The following is a 21,707-nucleotide window of genomic DNA, read 5'->3' as shown; positions in this document are numbered from 1 at the left end:
ATGCTCCAGATGTCTGCGCACCGTGAAGTGCGCAGAAAAATAATGAAGGGATATACTCTAAATAATTCGAGTTGTAGGAAGGCGACAAGCGTGTGAATCCCCAGGAGCTTACATAAGTAAGTGACTGGGGTGAGCGAACGCAGACGCAGCACATGCAACTTGAAGTATGACGAGTATATTTACAGCATGTTCCAGCCGATCAGCATATTCCACCACCATACGCCAAGGGTGATATGCACCAGGAAGGTTAATATCGTCAGTACCGCACCAACCAACCACCAAGATTTAATATCGTTGTAACCCACACCAAAGATGACCGGACCAGCCGCGCCACCATAGTGAGTAACCATGCCGCCATAGGAGTTGGAGAACAACAGTGCCAGCGCGGTTAACATTAACGGTGCGCCGGAGACGTTCGCCAGCATGGCAAATACCGGCAACATGGCAACGATATAGGCACTACCGGAAGCGAAGAAATAACGCACGATGATGCTAAGGAAAATAATAACGAAGAAAGCAACGTTACCGTGACCATCAAATGCCAGGTTATTTTTAAAGACTTCAGCTAACCATTCGAAGAATTTCACTTTCGATAATAATGAGCTTAAGCCGATAATACCGCCGTACCAGATTAAGGTATTCCAGCCGCCTTTATTTTTGACCACGTCTTCCCAGGTCACAATGCCCAGCAACAACATGGTCGCCATAACAACAATTGCCACTGAAGATTCATCAACACCCAGGCTCTTACTGAAAATCCAGCCCAGCAGTGCCAGCACAAAGACAACGAGCAGCATTTTTTCACGGATTTTCATCGGCCCCAGTTCAGCAAGGCCCGCTTTGGCGATGGTTTTGTTATCCACTTTTTTAATTTCTGGCGGATACATGGTGTAAATCACCAGCGGAGTAACCAGCAGCATAATGATGCCCGGCAAACCGGCGGCCAACGCCCATCCCCCCCAGCTAATTTGCAGGTGCAGAATGTCGTTGATCATTTTCAGCGCCAGAATGTTCCCCGCCATTGCGGTAAAGAACATATAGCTGGTGGTTTTGGTGACCATGTAAATGGACATCATCAAGTAATGTCCGACACGACGCGGGCTTTTTTCAGGTTCTGACCCCAAAGCCACCGCCACGCTGTTGATGATCGGTAACACAATGCCGCCCGCACGCGCGGTGTTAGACGGTGTTGCCGGAGCCAGTACCAGATCAAGGAATACCGTAACGTAACCCAGACCCAGCGTAGTGCTACCAATTTTACCAATCAGCAAATAGGCAATACGTTTGCCTAAGCCGGTGGTCACAAATGCGGCGCTTAAGGTAAACGCCGAGAACACCAGCCAGGTGGTACCTGAAGAGTAACCGCTTAATACGGCGGTGGTTTTAAACGCACCGTCGGATAAGTTACCGACCACCACCATCGAGGCAGCAACGGCAATTAACAGTACGACAGGTTCCGGGAAAGGCTTGATAACCAGCCCCACAATCGCCGCCAGGTAAATACCAAAAAGTACCCATGCCAGTTCGCTTAATCCTGCCGGGGCTGGCATAACGCCAATAATACATGGGATCGCTAATATCAGAATTAGCTTCCATAACGATTTCTTATTCATTTAAAATCCTGTTCTTTCTGTATGACTCATACAGAAGTCCTTTATTGATTGTCCTTATCACGACAACGAAATTTTTCAGGGAAGATAAACTTCACCGGAAAATATTTTTCTGGTCGTCCGAATAACAGATGCACGTAACGTTGTGGCATCCTGACCGTCATTACTTAAATGAACGTCAAGCGCACCACTGGGGTGTTCAATATTGATATTGCCGTACCCCACAGAAGGGACGATTTGTCGGGTGACGGTGCCTTCCAATGCACAGCTACTGGAAATGGCAATAGCGCCAGTTATCGCCAGTGCGCGATGGCAAGAATGCGGCATAAAATAACGCACATTAATTGCCCCGCCTTTCTGCGCTGGAGAAATAAGCACAGGTTTAGGGATAACCATATTACTAACATCGCCTAAGCCCATTGCTTTACCCGCTTGCAGACGGATAGATTCAATGCGGGCTAATAATGCTTTGTCGGCATCCAGTTCCGCCGGTAATTCATAGCCTGTTTTGCCCAGATATTCAGCCGGAATAATGACGACTGGCATCGCCATATCAATACAGGTCACTGGAACATCGTCAAAATAATCAATCTGTTTATCAGTCGGGAAGACTTTTCCGGTTTTTGTTCCTGCTGCATTCAGGAAAGTGAGAGCGACCGGTGCGGCTGTCCCTGGCACACCATCAATTCTGGCGCTACCCTCGTACTTGACAACACCATTTGGCGTTTGCACATCAGCTTCGATGAACGTACCAGTATTGACGTTGCGGATACGCACACGGGTGATCGGTGATGTCGCTGCAATCAAACCATTTTCAATGGCGAATGCCCCAACCCCAGACAGCATATTGCCGCAGTTTGGTGTCGTATCAACCCGCTGCTCATGGACGATAACCTGAGCAAACAGATAATCGACATCAGCACGCGGATCGTCGGAACGGCTAATAATGGCGACTTTACTGGTCAGCGGATTACCGCCGCCGATACCGTCTATTTCCAGATCGTTACCGGAACCCATAATTGCCATCAATATTTTATCGCGCTGCGTTTGATCTTCGGGTAAATGTTCCGCTAACAGGAACGCGCCCCTCGAGGTTCCACCTCGCATCATCACGCAGGGTATTTTTTTCATAATAATGCCCTCAATTTAAAAACATAACTTATTGCGATATGGTTACATTAAGGGCAAAGCATCTCTAATGACTTTAGCTCCACGATTAATAACATTTTTTCATTAATTTAAGTGATTAAATTGCAGTTAAACTGTTTAACTGTAAATCACTAAAATGCACCGCTTCCATTTTTCGGAGTAATAATGAAGCATGAATTATCAGGTATGAAGGCATTTGTCATACTGGCAGAGTCCAGTTCATTTAACAATGCCGCTAAATTACTCAATATTACGCAACCTGCATTAACGCGAAGAATAAAAAAGATGGAAGAAGATTTACATATTCAACTTTTTGAGCGTACAACTCGCAAGGTTACGTTAACAAAAGCAGGAAAAAGGTTGCTCCCGGAGGCGCGGGAATTAATAAAGAAATTCGATGAAACGCTTTTTAGTATTCGTGATATGAATGCTTATCATCGTGGTATGGTGACGTTAGCGTGTATTCCGACCGCCGTATTTTATTTTTTACCGCTGGCAATCGGTAAATTTAATGAGCTGTATCCCAATATTAAAGTGCGGATTCTGGAACAAGGTACGAATAATTGCATGGAATCGGTGCTGTGCAATGAATCTGACTTTGGCATAAACATGAACAATGTCACAAATTCATCCATTGACTTTACCCCACTGGTCAATGAGCCGTTCGTGCTGGCCTGTCGGCGTGACCATCCATTGGCCAAAAAGCAGCTAGTGGAATGGCAGGAGTTAGTAGGTTACAAAATGATTGGCGTGCGTTCCTCCAGCGGCAACCGACTGCTAATTGAGCAAAGATTGTCCGACAAGCCCTGGAAACTGGACTGGTTTTATGAAGTGCGTCATCTTTCGACGTCATTAGGATTGGTGGAAGCGGGACTGGGGATTTCGGCGCTTCCTGGCCTGGCAATGCCTCATGCGCCCTATTCTTCGATTATTGGTATCCCATTGGTGGAACCCGTTATACGTCGGACATTGGGAATAATTCGCCGTAAAGATGCCGTACTTTCTCCAGCAGCAGAACGCTTTTTTGCCTTGCTGATTAATTTATGGACTGACGATAAAGACAATTTGTGGACCAATATCGTCGAACGCCAGAGACACGCGTTACAGGAGATGGGCTAATACTCCCGGCGCAGGAGATTCAGCGCCGGGTAAATCAGCGGTTAGTGTGCGTTCACCACAACCCACATTGGCCCCTGCCCTACCGCATAGCGGCCTTTTTCATGCAGCAGCCCCTGCTCGCCGACAATTTCGTATACCGAGATATGGTGCGATTTTTGCCCGGCGGCAATCAGATATTTGCCACTGTGATCAACATTAAAGCCGCGCGGCTGAGTTTCCGTTGGCTGGAAGCCTTCTTTACTCAACACGCTGCCATCTTCCGAAACGCTGAAAACGGTAATCAGACTGGCGGTACGGTCGCAGGCGTATAAATGACGACCATCTGGGGTGATATGAATATCAGCCGCCCAACGGGTGTCGGAGAAGTTTTCCGGCATCATATCCAGCGTCTGGACACATTCGATATTGCCGTGCGGATCTTTCAGTTCCCAGACATCCACTGAGCTGTTTAACTCATTGACGCAATATGCATATTGTTCGTTTGGATGGAACACCATATGACGCGGACCGGCCCCTTCAACGGTAGTCACTTCTGCGGGGTCCTGCGCCACCAGATGACCGTCATCGCTGACCGTAAACAGGCAAATACGATCCTGCTTTAATGCCGGAACCCACAGGGTGCGGTTATCTGGTGAAATATTGGCGGAATGACAGCCGTCCAGTCCCTCAACCACATCGACAACGCCCACAGGCAGGCCATCTTCCAGTCGCGTTACGCTCACATTCCCCGCATTATAAGAACCGACAAAGACAAACTGCCCATGGTGATCGGTGGAAATATGCGTCGGGCTACCCGGCAGCGCAGACTCTGCGGCAAATGTCAGTGCGCCATCATCTGGTGCAATGCGATACGCCAGAACGCGAAATTCGGGACGAACGCCAACGTAGAGGTAACGTTTATCCGGGCTGACCACCATCGGCTGCACCTGCCCCGGCACATCGACAACCTGTGTCAGCGTCAGCACGCCTTCATGATTCAGGTTCCAGACGTGAATTTGCTGGCTCTCAGGGCTGGCGATATAAACTGTTTGCTTCATGAATGCTCCTTTGCATTTAGCAACTGACTTTAACAGCTAAAATTAGTCGCTTTTGGCGGTGAATGCTGAATTAAAACGCAGAATTTTGTCCGATAGTGGTATCGGTGTACCATTCGCGCAGACGAAAATTCTTAACCTTAATCTGGAAAACGCCATGACCACACGCGTGATTGCTCTCGACTTAGACGGCACCTTATTGACCCCGAAAAAGACTCTGCTTCCCTCATCGATTGAAGCGCTTGCCCGCGCTCGCGAAGCAGGTTACCAATTGATTATCGTCACGGGTCGCCATCACGTCGCTATTCATCCTTTTTATCAGGCGCTGGCGCTGGATACACCTGCTATTTGCTGTAATGGCACCTATTTGTATGATTATCATGCAAAAACTGTGCTTGAAGCCGATCCAATGCCCGTTAACAAAGCCCTGCAACTCATCGAGATGCTGAATGAACACCACATTCACGGTCTGATGTATGTGGATGACGCAATGGTCTATGAGCATCCGACCGGACATGTCATTCGCACGTCTAACTGGGCGCAGACTTTGCCGCCGGAACAACGCCCGACTTTCACACAAGTCGCTTCTCTGGCTGAAACGGCGCAACAAGTTAACGCCGTGTGGAAGTTCGCTCTGACGCACGATGACCTGCCGCAGTTACAGCATTTTGGTAAGCATGTTGAACATGAGTTGGGTCTGGAGTGTGAATGGTCCTGGCACGATCAGGTTGATATTGCACGCGGCGGCAACAGTAAAGGCAAACGCCTGACGAAATGGGTTGAGGCGCAAGGCTGGTCGATGGAAAACGTAGTCGCATTCGGCGATAACTTCAATGATATCAGTATGCTGGAAGCTGCCGGAACGGGTGTAGCGATGGGCAATGCCGATGACGCGGTAAAAGCACGCGCCAATATCGTGATTGGTGACAATACCACCGACAGCATCGCCCAGTTTATTTATAGCCACCTGATTTAATCAGGCGGTTATCGACACACTTTTAATTTGCGCGTATAGCCACAGGCCAGGTTTGATCGCCAGTTCATCCCTGGCCCACGGGCTTATTCGCGCCCACAGCGTTTTACCGCCGACTTCCAGTTCCACTTCCACCTGGCCGTTATCGTCATAGCTATTGACGACTTTTGCGCGCAGCACATTGCGGATGCTGGTTTGTTGCGGCGGTTGTAAAACCAGAGAAACATCGGAAGCCTGGATGCGAATGCGTAGCGCGGCTTGCAGCGGTTCATCCAGCTTATTAACCCATAAATGCTGATCGCCCAGCGCCAGCGCGGTCATTGCGTAACGCGGATGATGTTCCAGTACCGTTACTTTCAGAATGCTGCTTTGTTGCTCTTTCGGCAGCCACGGATTCATCACGCTACTGCCCCACACTTCTTCCAGCGCCCCGAAAGCTTTCACCTGGCCGTTTTCCAGTACCATCACTTTGTCCGCCAGATGGAGGATTTCATCCAGCGAATGACTGACATACAGCATCGGAATGTTGATTTCCCGCGTCAGCCGTTGCAGATAAGGCAATAGCTCGCGTTTGCGCGGAAGATCCAGCGACGCCAGTGGTTCATCCAGCAATAATAATTCCGGAGCCGTCAGCAATGCCCGACCAATTGCCACACGCTGTTTTTCGCCTCCGGACAGGCTGCCCGGTAAACGGTCAAGCAACGGTTCAATGCCTAAAAGCGCCACCAGCTTATCGAACTGATCGACCATACTTTTCGACATGCCGTAGCGCAGATTGCCACGCACTTTGTAATGCGGGAACAGCCGTGCATCCTGAAACACATAGCCAACGCGACGCTTTTCCGGCGTCAGGCAGATACCTTTTTCGGCATCATTTAGTACCCGACCATTGAGGACAATCCGCCCTTTTTGCGGGCGCGTCAGTCCACTAATGGCGTTAATCAGCGAAGTTTTTCCGGCACCGGAGACGCCAAAGATAGCAGTGATGCCATTGGCGGGCAGCGTTTCATTAATGGTCAGGCAATGGTTGCCCAAGGTCTGGGAAAAATTCAGTTCCAGCATGATTAGCGCCCCGCCCGTTCACGGCTGATTCTGGCCAGCCATTCTGAAATCAACAGGGAGATCATCGCCAGCGCAATAGAAATAATGCAGAGTCTCGCCGCGCCGCTTTCACCGCCTGGGGTCTGGATCAGGGTATACATGGCAGAAGGAATGGTTCGCGTTTCACCTGGAATGTTAGAAACAAAGGTGATGGTTGCACCAAATTCACCGAGCGAACGAGCAAATGCCAGTACTGTACCGACGATAATTCCCGGCAACGTCAGCGGTAACGTGATAGTAAAGAAAACACGCCAGCGCCCGGCCCCCAGCGTTCTTGCGGCCTGTTCCAGTTTGACATCAACCCCTTCCAGCGCCAGACGAATCGCCCGCACCATCAGCGGAAAAGACATGACTGCGGCAGCGAGAACCGCGCCGCGCCAGCTAAACGCGAAGGTAATGCCAAACCAGTCATACAGGCGTTCGCCGATAAATCCGCGCCGTCCCATAGAAACTAACAGCAAGTAACCGACAACCACGGGCGGTAACACCAGCGGTAGATGCAGTACGCTGTCGAGCAGAGCTTTGCCCGGAAACGTGCAACGCACCAGTAACCAGGCAAAAAAGATCCCAAACGGCAGGCTAAACAGCACAGCCAGGGAAGAAACTTTCAGGCTTAATAAAACCGCCTGCCATTCTGGATCGGTCAGTATCATTACTTAGTTGTAAATCCGTAACGTTTAAAGATTTCCGCAGCCTGCGGTCCCTTCAGATAATCGTAAAATGCTTTCACTGTCGCGTTGTTATGCCCTTCCACGACGGCAACCGGATATTCCACTTTTTTATGCGAACCTTCCGGGAAAGTGGCGACCACTTTTACCCCTTTGCTGGCAACTGCGTCAGAACCGTAGACAATACCCAGCGGCGCTTCATTACGTTCGACCAGCGCCAGCGCCCCACGAACATCTTCTGCCGGAGCCAGTTTCGGGGAGAGCGTATCCCATGCGCCCAGTTTTTGCAGAGCTTCTTTCGCATAAATGCCAGCCGGAACATGTTCCGGATCGCCAACCGCCAGGCGGCCGCCATTCAGCAGAGAGGTCCAGTTAGTTTTGCTGTCGATGGTGAACTCTTTCTGCTCGCTGGTTTTCGGTGCTACAACGACCAGGCTATTGCCGAGCAAGGTTTGACGCGTGGCGGTATCAATTCCTTTTTTATCAATTGCATAATCCATCCATTTCTGATCGGCAGAAATAAACAGATCCGCAGGCGCACCTGCTTCAATCTGACGAGCCAGAGTAGAAGAGGAGGCGAAAGAAGAAACGACGTCTACGCCTTTCTCTTTTTTATACTGCGTAGCGATATCCTGCATCGCGTTGGTCAGTGATGCTGCGGCAAAAACCGTGATTTTCCCTTCATCCGCCAACGCATTGCCAGCAACAGTGAAAGAGAGCGCCGCCCCGGCAAACAGGTTTAACCATTTACGAGCCATTTGTAACCCCTTTATTTAACGTTATGTAGGCGTCAATATAACGGCAAGTTCAGAATTTTCCCAGCAGTTATTGTTAACCTTTGAGAGGTAGATAGAAAAAATATCGGCAGGAAAAGCAGGAAGTTGAGAAAAAGAAAATGCCCGACTCAGCGGGCATTCATGGAATCAATGATTTTGTCCGGGCTGGTCTTTTTTACCAACACCAGAAAAGATGTTGAATAGTTCACCAAGACCGTAAATCAGACCCAGGATGATGGCCATCACGACAGGTACCATGATTACGGCGAATACCAGACTTTTTAATAACTCTAACATGGTCAACTCCAGATGTAGTCCTGTGACTATTCTAACCGTTAAGCACAGAAAAGCACTCCCCTTTTGTGCGGTCAGCTTTGCGTGGCGCTCATTTTCCGTCACAATAAGACTTTTGCCAGGACATTGTTATGCAGGCCGAAATCCTTCTCACTCTTAAGCTGCAACAAAAGCTCTTTGCCGACCCACGCCGCATTTCGCTACTAAAACACATCGCGCTTTCCGGTTCCATCAGCCAGGGGGCGAAAGATGCCGGTATCAGCTATAAAAGCGCCTGGGATGCCATTAACGAAATGAATCAGTTAAGTGAGCATACGCTGGTTGAACGAGCTACGGGCGGAAAAGGCGGTGGCGGTGCTGTGCTGACCCGCTATGGTCAACGACTGATTCAGCTTTACGATCTTCTCGCCCAGATCCAGCAAAAAGCCTTTGATGTGTTAAGTGACGATGACGCCCTGCCGCTGAACAGTCTGCTGGCCGCGATCTCACGTTTTTCACTGCAAACCAGCGCCCGTAACCAGTGGTTCGGTACCATCACCGCCCGCGATCATGATGACGTTCAACAGCATGTTGATGTCTTACTGGCCGACGGCAAAACACGCTTAAAAGTCGCGATTACCGCGCAAAGTGGCGCGCGTCTGGGGCTGGATGAAGGCAAAGAAGTGTTGATTCTGCTGAAAGCGCCGTGGGTGAACATTACCCAGGATGACACCGTAGCCCAGAGTGCCGACAACCAATTGCCGGGCATTATTCGCCATATAGAGCGCGGCGCAGAACAGTGCGAAGTATTAATGGCGCTACCCGACGGGCAAACCTTGTGCGCCACGGTGCCGGTAAATGAAGCGGCTTCTCTTGAGCAAGGACAGAATGTCACGGCCTACTTTAATGCCGACAGCGTGATTATCGCCACGCTGTGCTAAGCGTGTTGACAATTTGTTATGAAACACGTATCCCTGTCAGTAATCGCTGCACAAAATGGGATATAAAATGTCATCGTTGCAAATTTTGCAAGGCACGTTTCGTCTTAGCGACACAAAAACGCTGCAATTGCCTCAGCTAACGTTAAACGCGGGCGATAGTTGGGCGTTTGTCGGTTCTAATGGCAGCGGGAAGTCGGCGCTGGCCCGCGCGCTGGCCGGTGAACTTCCGCTTTTGAAAGGTGAACGGCAAAGCCAGTTTTCCCACATCACTCGTCTCTCCTTCGAGCAATTGCAAAAGCTCGTCAGTGACGAATGGCAGCGGAATAACACCGATATGCTCGGCCCTGGCGAAGATGACACCGGGCGCACCACGGCTGAGATCATTCAGGATGAAGTTAAGGATGCACCGCGTTGTGCGCAGCTGGCGCAGCAGTTCGGCATTACCGCCCTGCTCGACCGACGTTTTAAATATCTTTCCACTGGCGAGACGCGTAAAACCCTGCTCTGTCAGGCGCTGATGTCGAAGCCTGACTTATTGATTCTTGATGAACCGTTCGATGGTCTTGACGTTGCCTCACGTCAGCAGCTGGCAGAATTACTCGCCTCGTTACATCAGTCCGGTATTACTCTGGTACTAGTGCTCAATCGCTTCGATGAGATCCCGGAATTTGTCCAGTTTGCTGGCGTGCTGGCGGATTGCACGTTAGCGGAAACTGGCGCTAAAGAGGAACTGCTCCAGCAAGCACTCGTCGCGCAACTGGCGCATAGCGAACAGCTTGAAGGTGTGCAACTGCCGGAGCCGGATGAACCTTCAGCACGTCACGCCTTACCCGCCAACGAACCGCGCATTGTGCTGAACAACGGCGTGGTTTCTTATAACGATCGCCCCATTCTTAATAACCTTAGCTGGCAGGTGAATCCTGGCGAACACTGGCAAATTATCGGGCCAAATGGCGCGGGAAAATCGACATTATTAAGCCTGATTACTGGCGATCATCCGCAAGGTTACAGCAACGATTTGACGCTTTTCGGCCGACGTCGCGGCAGCGGCGAAACCATCTGGGATATTAAAAAGCATATCGGTTACGTCAGCAGTAGTTTGCATCTGGATTACCGGGTCAGCACTACCGTGCGTAATGTGATCCTTTCTGGCTATTTTGATTCGATTGGCATTTATCAGGCCGTTTCGGATCGTCAGCAAAAGCTGGTGCAGCAGTGGCTGGATATTCTCGGCATTGATAAACGCACGGCTGACGCCCCTTTCCATAGTCTTTCCTGGGGGCAACAACGCCTGGCGCTGATCGTCCGCGCACTGGTGAAACATCCGACTTTGCTTATTCTCGATGAACCACTACAGGGACTGGATCCGCTCAATCGCCAGCTTATCCGCCGTTTTGTTGACGTGCTAATTAGCGAAGGTGAAACGCAATTATTGTTTGTTTCGCACCATGCGGAAGATGCGCCTGCCTGTATTACCCATCGTCTGGAGTTCGTGCCAGACGGTGACCTTTATCGCTATGCGCTGACAAAAATAAACTGAGTAGGAAATGCTGACTGTGCCGGATGCGGCGTAAACGCTTTATCCGGCCCACGGTTCGACGCATCCAGGCATAAAACCGCATCTTTTTTTCAGATAAAAAGCGCAATCATTCATAAACCCTCTGTTTTATAATCAATTAATCGCGCATAAAAAACGGCTAAATTCTTGTGTAAACGATTCCACTAATTTATTCCATGTCACACTTTTCGCATCTTTGTTATGCTATGGTTATTTCATACCATAAGCCTAATGGAGCGAATTATGAGAGTTCTGGTTACCGGTGGTAGCGGTTACATTGGAAGTCATACCTGTGTGCAATTACTGCAAAACGGTCATGATGTCATCATTCTTGATAACCTCTGTAACAGTAAGCGCAGCGTACTGCCTGTTATCGAGCGTTTAGGCGGCAAACATCCAACGTTTGTTGAAGGCGATATCCGTAACGAAGCGTTGATGACCGAGATCCTGCACGATCACGCTATCGACACCGTGATCCACTTCGCCGGGCTGAAAGCCGTTGGCGAATCGGTACAAAAACCGCTGGAATATTACGACAACAACGTCAACGGTACTCTGCGTCTGATTAGCGCCATGCGCGCCGCTAACGTCAAAAACTTTATCTTCAGCTCCTCCGCCACCGTCTATGGCGATCAGCCCAAAATTCCTTACGTTGAAAGCTTCCCGACCGGCACACCGCAAAGCCCTTACGGCAAAAGCAAACTGATGGTGGAACAGATCCTCACCGACCTGCAAAAAGCCCAGCCGGACTGGAGCATTGCCCTGCTGCGCTACTTCAACCCGGTTGGCGCACATCCGTCGGGCGATATGGGCGAAGATCCGCAAGGCATTCCGAATAACCTGATGCCGTACATTGCCCAGGTTGCTGTAGGCCGTCGCGACTCGCTGGCTATTTTTGGTAACGATTATCCGACCGAAGACGGTACTGGCGTACGCGATTACATCCACGTAATGGATCTGGCGGACGGTCACGTCGTGGCGATGGAAAAACTGGCGAACAAGCCTGGCGTACACATCTACAACCTCGGCGCAGGCGTAGGCAGCAGCGTGCTGGACGTGGTTAATGCCTTCAGCAAAGCCTGCGGCAAACCGGTTAACTATCATTTTGCACCGCGTCGCGAGGGCGACCTTCCGGCCTACTGGGCGGACGCCAGCAAAGCCGACCGTGAACTGAACTGGCGCGTAACGCGCACACTCGATGAAATGGCGCAGGACACCTGGCACTGGCAGTCACGCCATCCACAGGGATATCCCGATTAAGGAACGACCATGACGCAATTTAATCCCGTTGATCATCCACATCGCCGCTACAACCCGCTCACCGGGCAATGGATTCTGGTTTCACCGCACCGCGCTAAGCGCCCCTGGCAGGGGGCGCAGGAAACGCCAGCTAAACAGGTGTTACCTGCGCACGATCCAGATTGCTTTCTCTGCGCAGGTAATGTGCGGGTGACTGGCGATAAAAACCCCGATTACACCGGGACTTATGTTTTTACCAATGACTTTGCGGCCTTGATGTCTGACACGCCAGACGCGCCAGAAAGCAACGATCCGTTGATGCGTTGCCAGAGCGCGCGCGGTACCAGTCGCGTGATCTGCTTTTCACCTGATCACAGTAAAACACTGCCAGAACTCAGCGTTGCGGCATTGACGGAAATCGTCAAAACCTGGCAGGAGCAAACCGCAGAGCTGGGAAAAACGTACCCGTGGGTGCAGGTCTTTGAAAACAAAGGCGCGGCGATGGGCTGCTCTAACCCGCATCCGCACGGACAGATTTGGGCAAATAGCTTCCTGCCTAACGAAGCTGAGCGCGAAGACCGCCTGCAAAAAGAATATTTTGCCGAGCAGAAATCGCCAATGCTGGTGGATTATGTCCAGCGCGAGCTGGCAGACGGTAGCCGTACCGTTGTCGAAACCGAACACTGGTTAGCCGTAGTGCCTTACTGGGCTGCCTGGCCGTTCGAAACGCTACTGCTGCCCAAAGCCCATGTTTTGCGGATCACCGATTTGACCGACGCCCAGCGCAGCGATCTTGCGCTGGCGTTGAAAAAGCTGACCAGTCGTTATGACAACCTCTTCCAGTGCTCCTTCCCCTACTCTATGGGCTGGCACGGTGCGCCGTTTAATGGCGAAGAGAATCAACACTGGCAGCTGCACGCGCACTTTTATCCGCCTCTGCTGCGCTCCGCCACCGTACGTAAATTTATGGTCGGTTATGAAATGCTGGCAGAAACCCAGCGTGATCTGACGGCAGAACAGGCAGCAGAGCGTTTGCGCGCAGTCAGCGATATCCATTTTCGCGAATCCGGAGTGTAAGAAATGAGTCTGAAAGAAAAAACACAATCTCTGTTTGCCAACGCATTTGGCTACCCTGCCACTCACACCATTCAGGCGCCTGGCCGCGTGAATTTGATTGGTGAACACACCGACTACAACGACGGTTTCGTTCTGCCCTGCGCGATTGATTATCAAACCGTCATTAGCTGTGCGCCACGCGATGACCGTAAAGTTCGCGTAATGGCAGCCGATTATGAAAATCAGACTGACGAGTTTTCCCTCGATGCGCCCATTGTCGCGCATGAAAACTATCAATGGGCGAACTACGTTCGTGGCGTGGTGAAACATCTGCAACTGCGTAACAACAACTTCGGCGGCGTGGACATGGTGATCAGCGGCAACGTGCCGCAGGGTGCCGGGTTAAGTTCTTCCGCCTCACTCGAAGTGGCGGTCGGAACCGTATTGCAGCAGCTTTATCATCTGCCGCTGGACGGCGCACAAATCGCGCTTAACGGTCAGGAAGCAGAAAACCAGTTTGTTGGCTGTAACTGCGGGATCATGGATCAGCTAATTTCCGCACTCGGCAAGAAAGATCATGCCTTGCTGATCGACTGCCGCTCGCTGGGGACCAAAGCGGTTTCCATGCCGAAAGGCGTAGCTGTGGTCATCATCAACAGCAACTTCAAACGTACCCTGGTTGGCAGCGAATACAACACCCGTCGTGAACAGTGCGAAACCGGTGCGCGTTTCTTCCAGCAGCCAGCCCTGCGCGATGTCACCATTGAAGAGTTCAACGCTGTTGCGCATGAACTGGACCCGATCGTCGCGAAACGCGTGCGTCATATCCTGACCGAAAACGCGCGTACCGTTGAAGCTGCCAGCGCGCTGGAGAAAGGCGACCTGAAACGTATGGGCGAGTTGATGGCAGAGTCTCATGCCTCTATGCGCGATGATTTCGAAATCACCGTGCCGCAAATTGACACTCTGGTAGAAATCGTAAAAGCTGTGATTGGCGACAAAGGTGGCGTACGCATGACCGGCGGCGGATTTGGCGGCTGTATCGTCGCGCTTATTCCGGAAGAGCTGGTGCCTGCCGTACAGCAAGCTGTCGCTGAACAATATGAAGCAAAAACAGGTATTAAAGAGACTTTTTACGTGTGTAAACCATCACAAGGAGCAGGACAGTGCTGAACGAAACTCCCGCACTGGCACCCGATGGTCAGCCGTACCGACTGTTAACTTTGCGTAACAACGCAGGGATGGTAGTCACGCTGATGGACTGGGGTGCGACTTTACTTTCCGCCCGTATTCCGCTTTCCGATGGCAGCGTCCGCGAGGCTCTGCTTGGCTGCGCCAGCCCGGAATGCTACCAGGATCAGGCCGCATTTCTTGGGGCCTCTATTGGTCGTTATGCCAACCGTATCGCCAATAGTCGTTATACCTTTGACGGTGAAACCGTGACGCTGTTGCCAAGTCAGGGCGTCAACCAACTGCACGGCGGCCCGGAAGGGTTCGACAAACGCCGCTGGCAGATTGTGAACCAGAACGATCGTCAGGTGCTGTTTGCCCTGAGTTCAGATGATGGCGACCAAGGCTTTCCGGGTAATCTCGGCGCAACGGTGCAATATCGTCTGACCGACGATAACCGTATCTCTATTACTTATCGCGCCACAGTTGATAAACCTTGCCCGGTGAATATGACTAATCACGTCTATTTCAATCTTGACGGCGAGCAGTCTGACGTGCGCAATCACAAGTTGCAGATTCTGGCGGACGAATACCTGCCGGTTGATGAAGGCGGCATTCCGCACGACGGCCTGAAATCTGTCGCCGGAACGTCTTTTGATTTCCGCAGCGCCAAAATCATCGCCAGTGAGTTTCTTGCCGACGACGATCAGCGCAAAGTGAAAGGTTACGATCACGCGTTCTTGTTACAGGCCAAAGGCGATGGCAAAAAAGTGGCGGCGCATGTCTGGTCAGCAGATGAAAAATTGCAGCTGAAGGTCTACACCACCGCTCCGGCTCTGCAATTCTACTCCGGCAACTTCCTCGGCGGCACGCCATCAAGAGGAACTGAACCTTACGCCGACTGGCAGGGGCTGGCGCTGGAAAGCGAGTTTCTGCCGGACAGCCCGAACCACCCTGAATGGCCGCAGCCGGACTGCTTCTTGCGGCCTGGCGAAGAGTATTCCAGCCTGACGGAATATCAGTTTATTGCTGAGTAATGTTAAGCCCTCGTCATGAGGGCTTTATCCTCGTATTGTTCAAATCACCAGCAAATACCGACATATTTGCAACTCAATATTCACAACAACCTTACACTGCGACACTATTTTCGCTATGGTTATGCGTAAGCATTGCTGTTGCTTCGTCACGGCAATATAATGAGAATTATTATCATTAAGAGATGATTTGAGGAGTAAGTATATGGCTGTAACTAAGCTGGTTCTGGTTCGTCATGGCGAAAGTCAGTGGAACAAAGAAAACCGTTTCACCGGTTGGTACGACGTGGATCTGTCTGAGAAAGGCGTAAGCGAAGCAAAAGCAGCAGGTAAGCTGCTGAAAGAGGAAGGTTACAGCTTTGACTTTGCTTACACCTCTGTGCTGAAACGCGCTATCCATACCCTGTGGAACGTGCTGGACGAACTGGATCAGGCATGGCTGCCCGTTGAGAAATCCTGGAAACTGAACGAACGTCACTACGGTGCGTTGCAGGGTCTGAACAAAGCGGAAACTGCTGAAAAGTATGGCGACGAGCAGGTGAAACAGTGGCGTCGTGGTTTTGCGGTGACTCCGCCGGAACTGACTAAAGATGATGAGCGTTATCCGGGCCACGATCCGCGTTACGCGAAACTGAGCGAGAAAGAGCTGCCGCTGACTGAAAGCCTGGCGCTGACCATTGACCGCGTGATCCCTTACTGGAATGAAACCATTCTGCCGCGTATGAAGAGCGGTGAGCGCGTAATCATCGCCGCTCATGGTAACTCGTTGCGTGCGCTGGTGAAATATCTTGATAACATGAGCGAAGAAGAGATTCTTGAGCTAAATATCCCGACTGGCGTGCCGCTGGTGTATGAGTTCGACGAGAACTTCAAACCGCTGAAACGCTATTATCTGGGTAATGCTGACGAGATCGCGGCGAAAGCAGCTGCCGTTGCTAACCAGGGTAAAGCGAAGTAAACGTCATTCGTTTAAAAATGAGAAAGCCGACTGCAAGTGAGTCGGCTTTTTTGTTTGTCGTTGCTAACAATGGAGCACATTGCTTGATGCGACGCTGCGCGTCTTATCAGACCTACAAACATACAGTCATGGCGATTTGACTATAAATTATCCACGACGCGCTTTTACTGCATTTGCCAGTTGACGTAACAGAGCATCGGTATCGTCCCAGCCAATGCAGGCATCAGTGATACTCTTGCCATAAGCCAGCGGCTCCCCGCTCTCCAGACTCTGATTGCCTTCCACCAGATGACTTTCCACCATCACGCCAATAATGGCCTTTTCGCCACCGGCAATCTGCTGGCAAACGTCAGCACAAACATCCATCTGCTTTTTGAATTGTTTGGACGAGTTAGCATGGCTGAAATCGATCATCACCTGTGCTGGCAGGCCTGCTTTGTTCAGCCCTTCTTTCACTTCAGCAACGTGTTTTGCACTGTAATTAGGCTCTTTACCGCCGCGCAGAATGATATGGCAATCGCCGTTACCGCTGGTATTCACAATCGCCGAATGACCCCATTTGGTCACTGAAAGGAAGCAGTGCGGCGCACCGGCGGCATTAATGGCATCGATAGCCACTTTAATCGTACCGTCTGTGCCATTTTTGAAACCTACCGGGCAAGAAAGACCAGACGCCAGTTCGCGATGCACCTGCGATTCGGTTGTTCGCGCCCCAATTGCGCCCCAGCTCATCAGGTCAGCGAGATACTGAGGGGTGATCATGTCGAGAAATTCGCCCGCCGCTGGCAGACCGCTGTCGTTAATATCGAGCAGCAATTTACGGGCAATTCGCAAACCGTCGTTGATCTGGAAGCTGTTGTCCATATGCGGATCGTTAATCAGCCCTTTCCAGCCCACCGTGGTGCGCGGCTTTTCAAAATAAACGCGCATTACGATTTCCAGGTCGTCTTTTAGCTCTTCACGCAGCGCCAGCAAGCGAGTGGCATACTCTTTAGCCGCGACAGGATCATGAATTGAGCACGGACCAATCACCACTAACAGGCGATCATCATTACCTTTCAGGATCTTATGGATCGCTTTTCGGGCATGGGCTACCGTATTCGCGGCATTTTCAGTAGCGGGGAATTTTTCCAGCAGTGCGACAGGAGGAAGTAACTCTTTGATTTCTTTGATGCGTAAATCGTCGTTCTGATAATTCATGTCTGTTCCAGTGTTGCCATACTTATCTTGGTGAATGCAATCCTTCCAATCTATATCTTCCGTCAGAATGTGTAAACGGGGTTTTACACTATGGACGGAATAATCCTGGAATCGGTAAGAAATACGCCAGATTGTCGCGAAAAACGAGATCTCTCCTACAATTTCTAACTGTAACTTCTTTGTTTATTAATTTTTTCAAGATTCTCTGCTGGATCTCTTCTTCTGGCTGAAATCTTCAACCATTGCCTTATATTCACCTGCAAATGCACTGTTGGAAGAGGTTATCCGACATAACGCCCATAACAGGAGCATCCTATGAAAATGACAAAACTGGCCACACTATTGCTGACTGCCACTCTGAGCCTTGCCAGCGGTGCCGCACTGGCTGCCGATAGCGGGGCGCAAACCAATAACGGCCAGGCAAACGCCGCAGCTGATGCGGGCCAGGTAGCCCCTGACGCCCGTGAAAATGTCGCGCCAAATAACGTCGACAATAACGGGGTTAATACCAACTCGGGCGGGACGATGCTGCACCCGAATGGTTCATCCATGAATAATGGCGGCATGACCAAAGATGAAGAGCACAAAAACACCATGTGCAAAGATGGTCGCTGCCCGGACATCAATAAAAAGGTACAAACCGGTGATGGCATCAATAATGATGTCGATACCAAAACCGACGGTACTACGCAGTAAGCCAGGATATATGGCTGATAATGGGAGAGCGGAGGCTCTCCTTTTTAATTTTTCCCTTCTAAAAGAAGTATGATGTCATAAAGTTAAGTGAGATAAATTAAGGGATGACTCGTCATGGCGCACTCACACTCACACACTTCCCCACACCTGCCAGAAGATAATAATGCTCGTCGCTTGTTGTATGCTTTCGGCGTAACTGCCGGGTTTATGCTGGTAGAAGTCATTGGCGGTTTTCTTTCCGGTTCTCTGGCATTGCTGGCTGATGCCGGACATATGTTGACCGATACTGCCGCCCTGCTTTTCGCCCTACTCGCAGTGCAATTTTCACGTCGTCCTCCCACCATTCGCCACACTTTCGGTTGGCTAAGATTGACCACGCTCGCGGCGTTTGTGAATGCCATCGCCCTGGTGGTGATTACGATTTTGATTGTCTGGGAGGCGATAGAACGTTTCCGCACGCCGCGTCCGGTTGAAGGCGGTATGATGATGGCGATTGCCGTGGCGGGATTGCTGGCAAATATACTTTCTTTCTGGTTACTTCATCACGGTAGTGAAGAGAAAAACCTCAACGTGCGAGCAGCGGCACTGCATGTGCTTGGGGACCTGCTGGGTTCCGTTGGTGCTATCGTCGCCGCGTTGATAATTATCTGGACCGGCTGGACACCTGCGGACCCCATTCTCTCGATACTCGTGTCGCTTCTGGTTCTGCGCAGCGCGTGGCGATTATTGAAAGACAGCGTGAATGAATTACTTGAAGGTGCACCGGTATCGCTGGATATTGCTGAAATGAAACGCCGCATGTGCCGGGAAATCCCGGAAGTCCGCAATGTGCACCATGTACATGTGTGGATGGTGGGCGAAAAGCCAGTGATGACGCTGCATGTGCAGGTGATCCCGCCACACGATCACGACGCGTTGTTGGATCAGATCCAACACTATCTGATGGATCACTATCAGATTGAGCACGCCACCATCCAGATGGAATATCAACCTTGTCATGGGCCAGACTGCCACCTGAATGAAGGGGTGTCTGGCCATTCACATCATCACCATTAATGGGACAGCGCGCGTGAACCTCTTTCGCGTGCGCTGTTGATCCACATCCGGCTGCCGTTGAGGGCAATAAAGGTCAGGATCAGATACTCCAGCGACATGGCATAGACGCCCTGCAAGGCGAAAATCACCACGCTAATCACGTTAATGATGACCCACAATAACCAGTTTTCGACGTATTTACGCGTCATCAGGATCATTGCCACGATGGAGAGTACCATCATGCAGGAGTCCCAGAATGGGAAGGCGTCCGGTTGCAATTCTGGCATCACTACCTGCAAACCCAATGCTTGCATAATCGTGACTGCCACGCGGGTCAAAAATGCAAACACCGGATTGATAAATACCGTCATCAGACCAATCGAAACAACGCAAACCGCCAACCAGCTTAGCGCCTTCGGCAATGGCAACCAGCGAATTTTTAACTCAGCTTCATGTTGACTGGTTTGTCGCGACCAGGCATACCAGCCATAAATGTTAGCAGCAAAGAAAAACACCTGTAACAGCAGGCTGGCATACAGCTGAATCTGAAAGAAAATAATGCCAAACAGGGTAACGTTGATCAGGCCAAAAAAGTAGTTGCTGATCTTCTCCAGACTGGCAAGGCCAATACACAGTAACCCAGCGATCGTCCCCACCGCTTCGATCCATGAGAGATCGTAACCGCCAGCACCGATCGGTATATGAACCAGAATGTTCTGTGTGCTAAAAAAATCCATCTTTCCCCCAATGCGTAGCGTGACGCCTTATTGTCAGTTATCCACGTAGTGTAGCCGCAAAATCCAGCATGCGGTTGAGCGGCACCAGCGCCCTCTCTCGCAGATTTTCGTCAACATGAACCTCGTGATTGCTTCCTCCCTGTTCCAGCGCCTCTGCGATGGCCTGAAGGCCATTCATTGCCATCCACGGACAATGAGCGCAACTTCGACAGGTAGCGCCCTCGCCTGCGGTTGGCGCTTCCAGCAATTCTTTATCTGGCACGGCCTGCTGCATTTTGTAGAAAATACCCCGGTCAGTCGCCACAATCAGTTGCTGATGCGGCAATGTTTTTGCAGCGTTAATCAACTGGCTTGTGGAACCAACAGCATCGGCCATATCGACAATAGCTTGTGGTGACTCCGGATGCACCAGTATGGCAGCATCAGGGTACTGTTTTTGTAAGCGGGTTAACGCCTGAGTCTTAAACTCGTCATGAACGATACAGGCACCTTGCCAGCATAAGATGTCTGCGCCTGTCTGTTTTTGCACGTAACGCCCCAGATGTTTGTCTGGTGCCCAGATAATTTTTTCACCCAAGCTATCCAGATGATCAATGAGTTCGACGGCAATGCTTGAAGTTACCACCCAATCTGCACGCGCTTTTACCGCAGCAGAAGTGTTGGCGTAGACAACGACAGTACGATCGGGATGGGCATCGCAAAATGCGTTGAATTCTTCAATCGGACATCCGAGATCCAGTGAACATTCAGCCTGAAGTGTTGGCATCAGAATTGTTTTTTCCGGGCTGAGAATTTTGGCGGTTTCCCCCATAAATCTCACCCCAGCGACTAACAGCGTAGAAGCGGGATGCTTTGCACCGAAGCGGGCCATTTCCAGAGAATCAGAAATACAGCCACCGGTTTCTTCAGCCAGCTGTTGAATTTCGGGATCGGTATAGTAGTGGGCGACCATCACCGCATTACGTTCTTTCAGCAGACGTTTTATTTTCTCGCGATAATACGCTTTTTCATCAATGCTTAACGGCGTTGGCTTCGGTGGAAAAGGATATATCGCCGTTTCAGGATCAAACATCACGCTCATTTGGCCATCTCGTTTTACAGGCTTAACGTTTATGCCGACATGAAGCGTTCAATCCGCTGCAATCGGCCTCAATTGTTTTATATGCTAAACAAAATAGCCGAATGGTGAGGAAAAGTCACACGTATTACGCCTGATGTGCAGGATGCGTCATTTTACGCCTAATTCCACCGACGTAGAGTTGCTTGCACAGCAAGCTCTGACTATGTCATCAGGTTTACAACTTGAAATTGTGGGATGCCTGAATAGCAAAAAAGCGCCTTTAGGGCGCTTTTTTACATTGGTGGGTCGTGCAGGATTCG

21 protein-coding genes are annotated in these 21,707 nt (G+C 50.7%); 11 read left to right on the top strand and 10 right to left on the bottom strand.

Going from position 1 to position 21,707, the window contains the following annotated elements; translation table 11 throughout:
• Positions 1–179: 179 nt before the first annotated feature.
• The gene (locus tag FEK46_RS21680) at positions 180–1,613 is read right to left on the bottom strand and encodes an anion permease (RefSeq protein WP_130259791.1); all 1,434 of its coding nucleotides are present in this window, start codon (positions 1,611–1,613) and stop codon (positions 180–182) included.
• Between the two features lie 75 nt (positions 1,614–1,688).
• A complete protein-coding gene (locus FEK46_RS21675; RefSeq protein WP_130209938.1) occupies positions 1,689–2,741 on the bottom strand; it encodes a 4-oxalomesaconate tautomerase in 1,053 nt (350 codons plus the stop codon).
• Between the two features lie 183 nt (positions 2,742–2,924).
• On the opposite strand from FEK46_RS21675, the gene FEK46_RS21670 reads away from it, so the two are divergent.
• Entirely contained in the window at positions 2,925–3,878 is a 954-nt protein-coding gene (locus tag FEK46_RS21670) for a LysR family transcriptional regulator (protein ID WP_135559911.1), read from the top strand.
• Positions 3,879–3,919: 41 nt separating this feature from the next.
• Here the strand turns inward: FEK46_RS21670 and pgl are convergent, their stop codons facing one another.
• On the bottom strand, positions 3,920–4,915 hold the full coding sequence (gene pgl / locus FEK46_RS21665; protein ID WP_130209934.1) for a 6-phosphogluconolactonase: 996 nt from the start codon (positions 4,913–4,915) through the stop codon (positions 3,920–3,922).
• Positions 4,916–5,069: 154 nt separating this feature from the next.
• On the opposite strand from pgl, the gene ybhA reads away from it, so the two are divergent.
• A complete protein-coding gene (gene ybhA, locus FEK46_RS21660; protein WP_000213425.1) occupies positions 5,070–5,888 on the top strand; it encodes a bifunctional pyridoxal phosphate/fructose-1,6-bisphosphate phosphatase in 819 nt (272 codons plus the stop codon).
• Here the strand turns inward: ybhA and modC are convergent, their stop codons facing one another.
• From modC to acrZ, 4 genes are all read right to left on the bottom strand, one after another.
• Entirely contained in the window at positions 5,889–6,947 is a 1,059-nt protein-coding gene (gene modC / locus FEK46_RS21655) for a molybdenum ABC transporter ATP-binding protein ModC (RefSeq protein WP_130209932.1), read from the bottom strand.
• Between the two features lie 2 nt (positions 6,948–6,949).
• Positions 6,950–7,639, bottom strand: coding sequence for a molybdate ABC transporter permease subunit (modB, locus tag FEK46_RS21650; RefSeq protein WP_000604034.1), 690 nt, complete (start codon positions 7,637–7,639; stop codon positions 6,950–6,952).
• On the bottom strand, positions 7,639–8,412 hold the full coding sequence (gene modA, locus FEK46_RS21645; protein WP_130259794.1) for a molybdate ABC transporter substrate-binding protein: 774 nt from the start codon (positions 8,410–8,412) through the stop codon (positions 7,639–7,641). The genes modB and modA overlap by 1 nt, the downstream gene beginning before the upstream one ends.
• Before the next feature lie 165 nt (positions 8,413–8,577).
• The gene (gene acrZ, locus FEK46_RS21640; RefSeq protein ID WP_106661450.1) at positions 8,578–8,727 is read right to left on the bottom strand and encodes a multidrug efflux pump accessory protein AcrZ; all 150 of its coding nucleotides are present in this window, start codon (positions 8,725–8,727) and stop codon (positions 8,578–8,580) included.
• Between the two features lie 128 nt (positions 8,728–8,855).
• Here acrZ and modE point away from each other — a divergent pair, with 128 nt between their 5' ends.
• The 7 genes from modE to gpmA all read left to right on the top strand — a co-directional run bounded on the left by modE (position 8,856) and on the right by gpmA (position 16,659).
• Entirely contained in the window at positions 8,856–9,644 is a 789-nt protein-coding gene (modE, locus tag FEK46_RS21635; protein WP_130214929.1) for a molybdenum-dependent transcriptional regulator, read from the top strand.
• Between the two features lie 67 nt (positions 9,645–9,711).
• Positions 9,712–11,184 (top strand): molybdate ABC transporter ATP-binding protein ModF, encoded by a 1,473-nt coding sequence (gene modF / locus FEK46_RS21630; RefSeq protein ID WP_130209926.1) that lies wholly within the window; start codon positions 9,712–9,714, stop codon positions 11,182–11,184.
• 261 nt (positions 11,185–11,445) lie between these two features.
• Complete coding sequence (gene galE / locus FEK46_RS21625) at positions 11,446–12,462, top strand: UDP-glucose 4-epimerase GalE (protein ID WP_001265443.1); 1,017 nt, start codon at positions 11,446–11,448, stop codon at positions 12,460–12,462.
• A 9-nt stretch (positions 12,463–12,471) separates the two neighbouring features.
• The gene (gene galT, locus FEK46_RS21620) at positions 12,472–13,518 is read left to right on the top strand and encodes a galactose-1-phosphate uridylyltransferase (protein ID WP_000191508.1); all 1,047 of its coding nucleotides are present in this window, start codon (positions 12,472–12,474) and stop codon (positions 13,516–13,518) included.
• 3 nt (positions 13,519–13,521) lie between these two features.
• The gene (gene galK, locus FEK46_RS21615) at positions 13,522–14,670 is read left to right on the top strand and encodes a galactokinase (RefSeq protein WP_135559912.1); all 1,149 of its coding nucleotides are present in this window, start codon (positions 13,522–13,524) and stop codon (positions 14,668–14,670) included.
• Complete coding sequence (galM, locus tag FEK46_RS21610; protein ID WP_059321515.1) at positions 14,664–15,704, top strand: galactose-1-epimerase; 1,041 nt, start codon at positions 14,664–14,666, stop codon at positions 15,702–15,704. The genes galK and galM overlap by 7 nt, the downstream gene beginning before the upstream one ends.
• Before the next feature lie 202 nt (positions 15,705–15,906).
• Positions 15,907–16,659 (top strand): 2,3-diphosphoglycerate-dependent phosphoglycerate mutase, encoded by a 753-nt coding sequence (gene gpmA / locus FEK46_RS21605; protein ID WP_001295305.1) that lies wholly within the window; start codon positions 15,907–15,909, stop codon positions 16,657–16,659.
• 147 nt (positions 16,660–16,806) lie between these two features.
• Here gpmA and aroG read toward each other — a convergent pair whose 3' ends face one another.
• Entirely contained in the window at positions 16,807–17,859 is a 1,053-nt protein-coding gene (gene aroG / locus FEK46_RS21600) for a 3-deoxy-7-phosphoheptulonate synthase AroG (protein ID WP_130209918.1), read from the bottom strand.
• A gap of 315 nt (positions 17,860–18,174) precedes the next feature.
• Between aroG and FEK46_RS21595 the strand changes: the two genes are divergently transcribed.
• Entirely contained in the window at positions 18,175–18,555 is a 381-nt protein-coding gene (locus tag FEK46_RS21595) for a YbgS-like family protein (RefSeq protein ID WP_135559913.1), read from the top strand.
• 114 nt (positions 18,556–18,669) lie between these two features.
• Positions 18,670–19,611 carry a CDF family zinc transporter ZitB gene (gene zitB, locus FEK46_RS21590; protein WP_130259796.1) on the top strand — a complete coding sequence of 314 codons (942 nt, stop codon included), beginning with the start codon at positions 18,670–18,672 and terminating at the stop codon, positions 19,609–19,611.
• Here the strand turns inward: zitB and pnuC are convergent.
• Positions 19,608–20,327, bottom strand: a complete 720-nt coding sequence (pnuC, locus tag FEK46_RS21585) for a nicotinamide riboside transporter PnuC (RefSeq protein WP_130209912.1) — start codon at positions 20,325–20,327, stop codon at positions 19,608–19,610. The two genes, zitB and pnuC, sit on opposite strands and share 4 nt — an antisense overlap.
• 37 nt (positions 20,328–20,364) lie before the next feature.
• Complete coding sequence (gene nadA / locus FEK46_RS21580; RefSeq protein WP_135493572.1) at positions 20,365–21,408, bottom strand: quinolinate synthase NadA; 1,044 nt, start codon at positions 21,406–21,408, stop codon at positions 20,365–20,367.
• Positions 21,409–21,707: the final 299 nt, after the last annotated feature.

The organism is Escherichia sp. E4736 (genome assembly GCF_005781225.1).
Lineage (GTDB): Bacteria > Pseudomonadota > Gammaproteobacteria > Enterobacterales > Enterobacteriaceae > Escherichia.
This window is presented reverse-complemented; position numbering and strand designations above follow the sequence as displayed.

Coding starts and splice junctions, on each gene's coding strand:
- FEK46_RS21680 (WP_130259791.1), bottom strand. CDS start 1,613: ATGAATAAGAAATCGTTATGGAAGCTAATTCTGATATTAGCGATCCCA.
- FEK46_RS21675 (WP_130209938.1), bottom strand. CDS start 2,741: ATGAAAAAAATACCCTGCGTGATGATGCGAGGTGGAACCTCGAGGGGC.
- FEK46_RS21670 (WP_135559911.1), top strand. CDS start 2,925: ATGAAGCATGAATTATCAGGTATGAAGGCATTTGTCATACTGGCAGAG.
- pgl (WP_130209934.1), bottom strand. CDS start 4,915: ATGAAGCAAACAGTTTATATCGCCAGCCCTGAGAGCCAGCAAATTCAC.
- ybhA (WP_000213425.1), top strand. CDS start 5,070: ATGACCACACGCGTGATTGCTCTCGACTTAGACGGCACCTTATTGACC.
- modC (WP_130209932.1), bottom strand. CDS start 6,947: ATGCTGGAACTGAATTTTTCCCAGACCTTGGGCAACCATTGCCTGACC.
- modB (WP_000604034.1), bottom strand. CDS start 7,639: ATGATACTGACCGATCCAGAATGGCAGGCGGTTTTATTAAGCCTGAAA.
- modA (WP_130259794.1), bottom strand. CDS start 8,412: ATGGCTCGTAAATGGTTAAACCTGTTTGCCGGGGCGGCGCTCTCTTTC.
- acrZ (WP_106661450.1), bottom strand. CDS start 8,727: ATGTTAGAGTTATTAAAAAGTCTGGTATTCGCCGTAATCATGGTACCT.
- modE (WP_130214929.1), top strand. CDS start 8,856: ATGCAGGCCGAAATCCTTCTCACTCTTAAGCTGCAACAAAAGCTCTTT.
- modF (WP_130209926.1), top strand. CDS start 9,712: ATGTCATCGTTGCAAATTTTGCAAGGCACGTTTCGTCTTAGCGACACA.
- galE (WP_001265443.1), top strand. CDS start 11,446: ATGAGAGTTCTGGTTACCGGTGGTAGCGGTTACATTGGAAGTCATACC.
- galT (WP_000191508.1), top strand. CDS start 12,472: ATGACGCAATTTAATCCCGTTGATCATCCACATCGCCGCTACAACCCG.
- galK (WP_135559912.1), top strand. CDS start 13,522: ATGAGTCTGAAAGAAAAAACACAATCTCTGTTTGCCAACGCATTTGGC.
- gpmA (WP_001295305.1), top strand. CDS start 15,907: ATGGCTGTAACTAAGCTGGTTCTGGTTCGTCATGGCGAAAGTCAGTGG.
- aroG (WP_130209918.1), bottom strand. CDS start 17,859: ATGAATTATCAGAACGACGATTTACGCATCAAAGAAATCAAAGAGTTA.
- FEK46_RS21595 (WP_135559913.1), top strand. CDS start 18,175: ATGAAAATGACAAAACTGGCCACACTATTGCTGACTGCCACTCTGAGC.
- zitB (WP_130259796.1), top strand. CDS start 18,670: ATGGCGCACTCACACTCACACACTTCCCCACACCTGCCAGAAGATAAT.
- pnuC (WP_130209912.1), bottom strand. CDS start 20,327: ATGGATTTTTTTAGCACACAGAACATTCTGGTTCATATACCGATCGGT.
- nadA (WP_135493572.1), bottom strand. CDS start 21,408: ATGAGCGTGATGTTTGATCCTGAAACGGCGATATATCCTTTTCCACCG.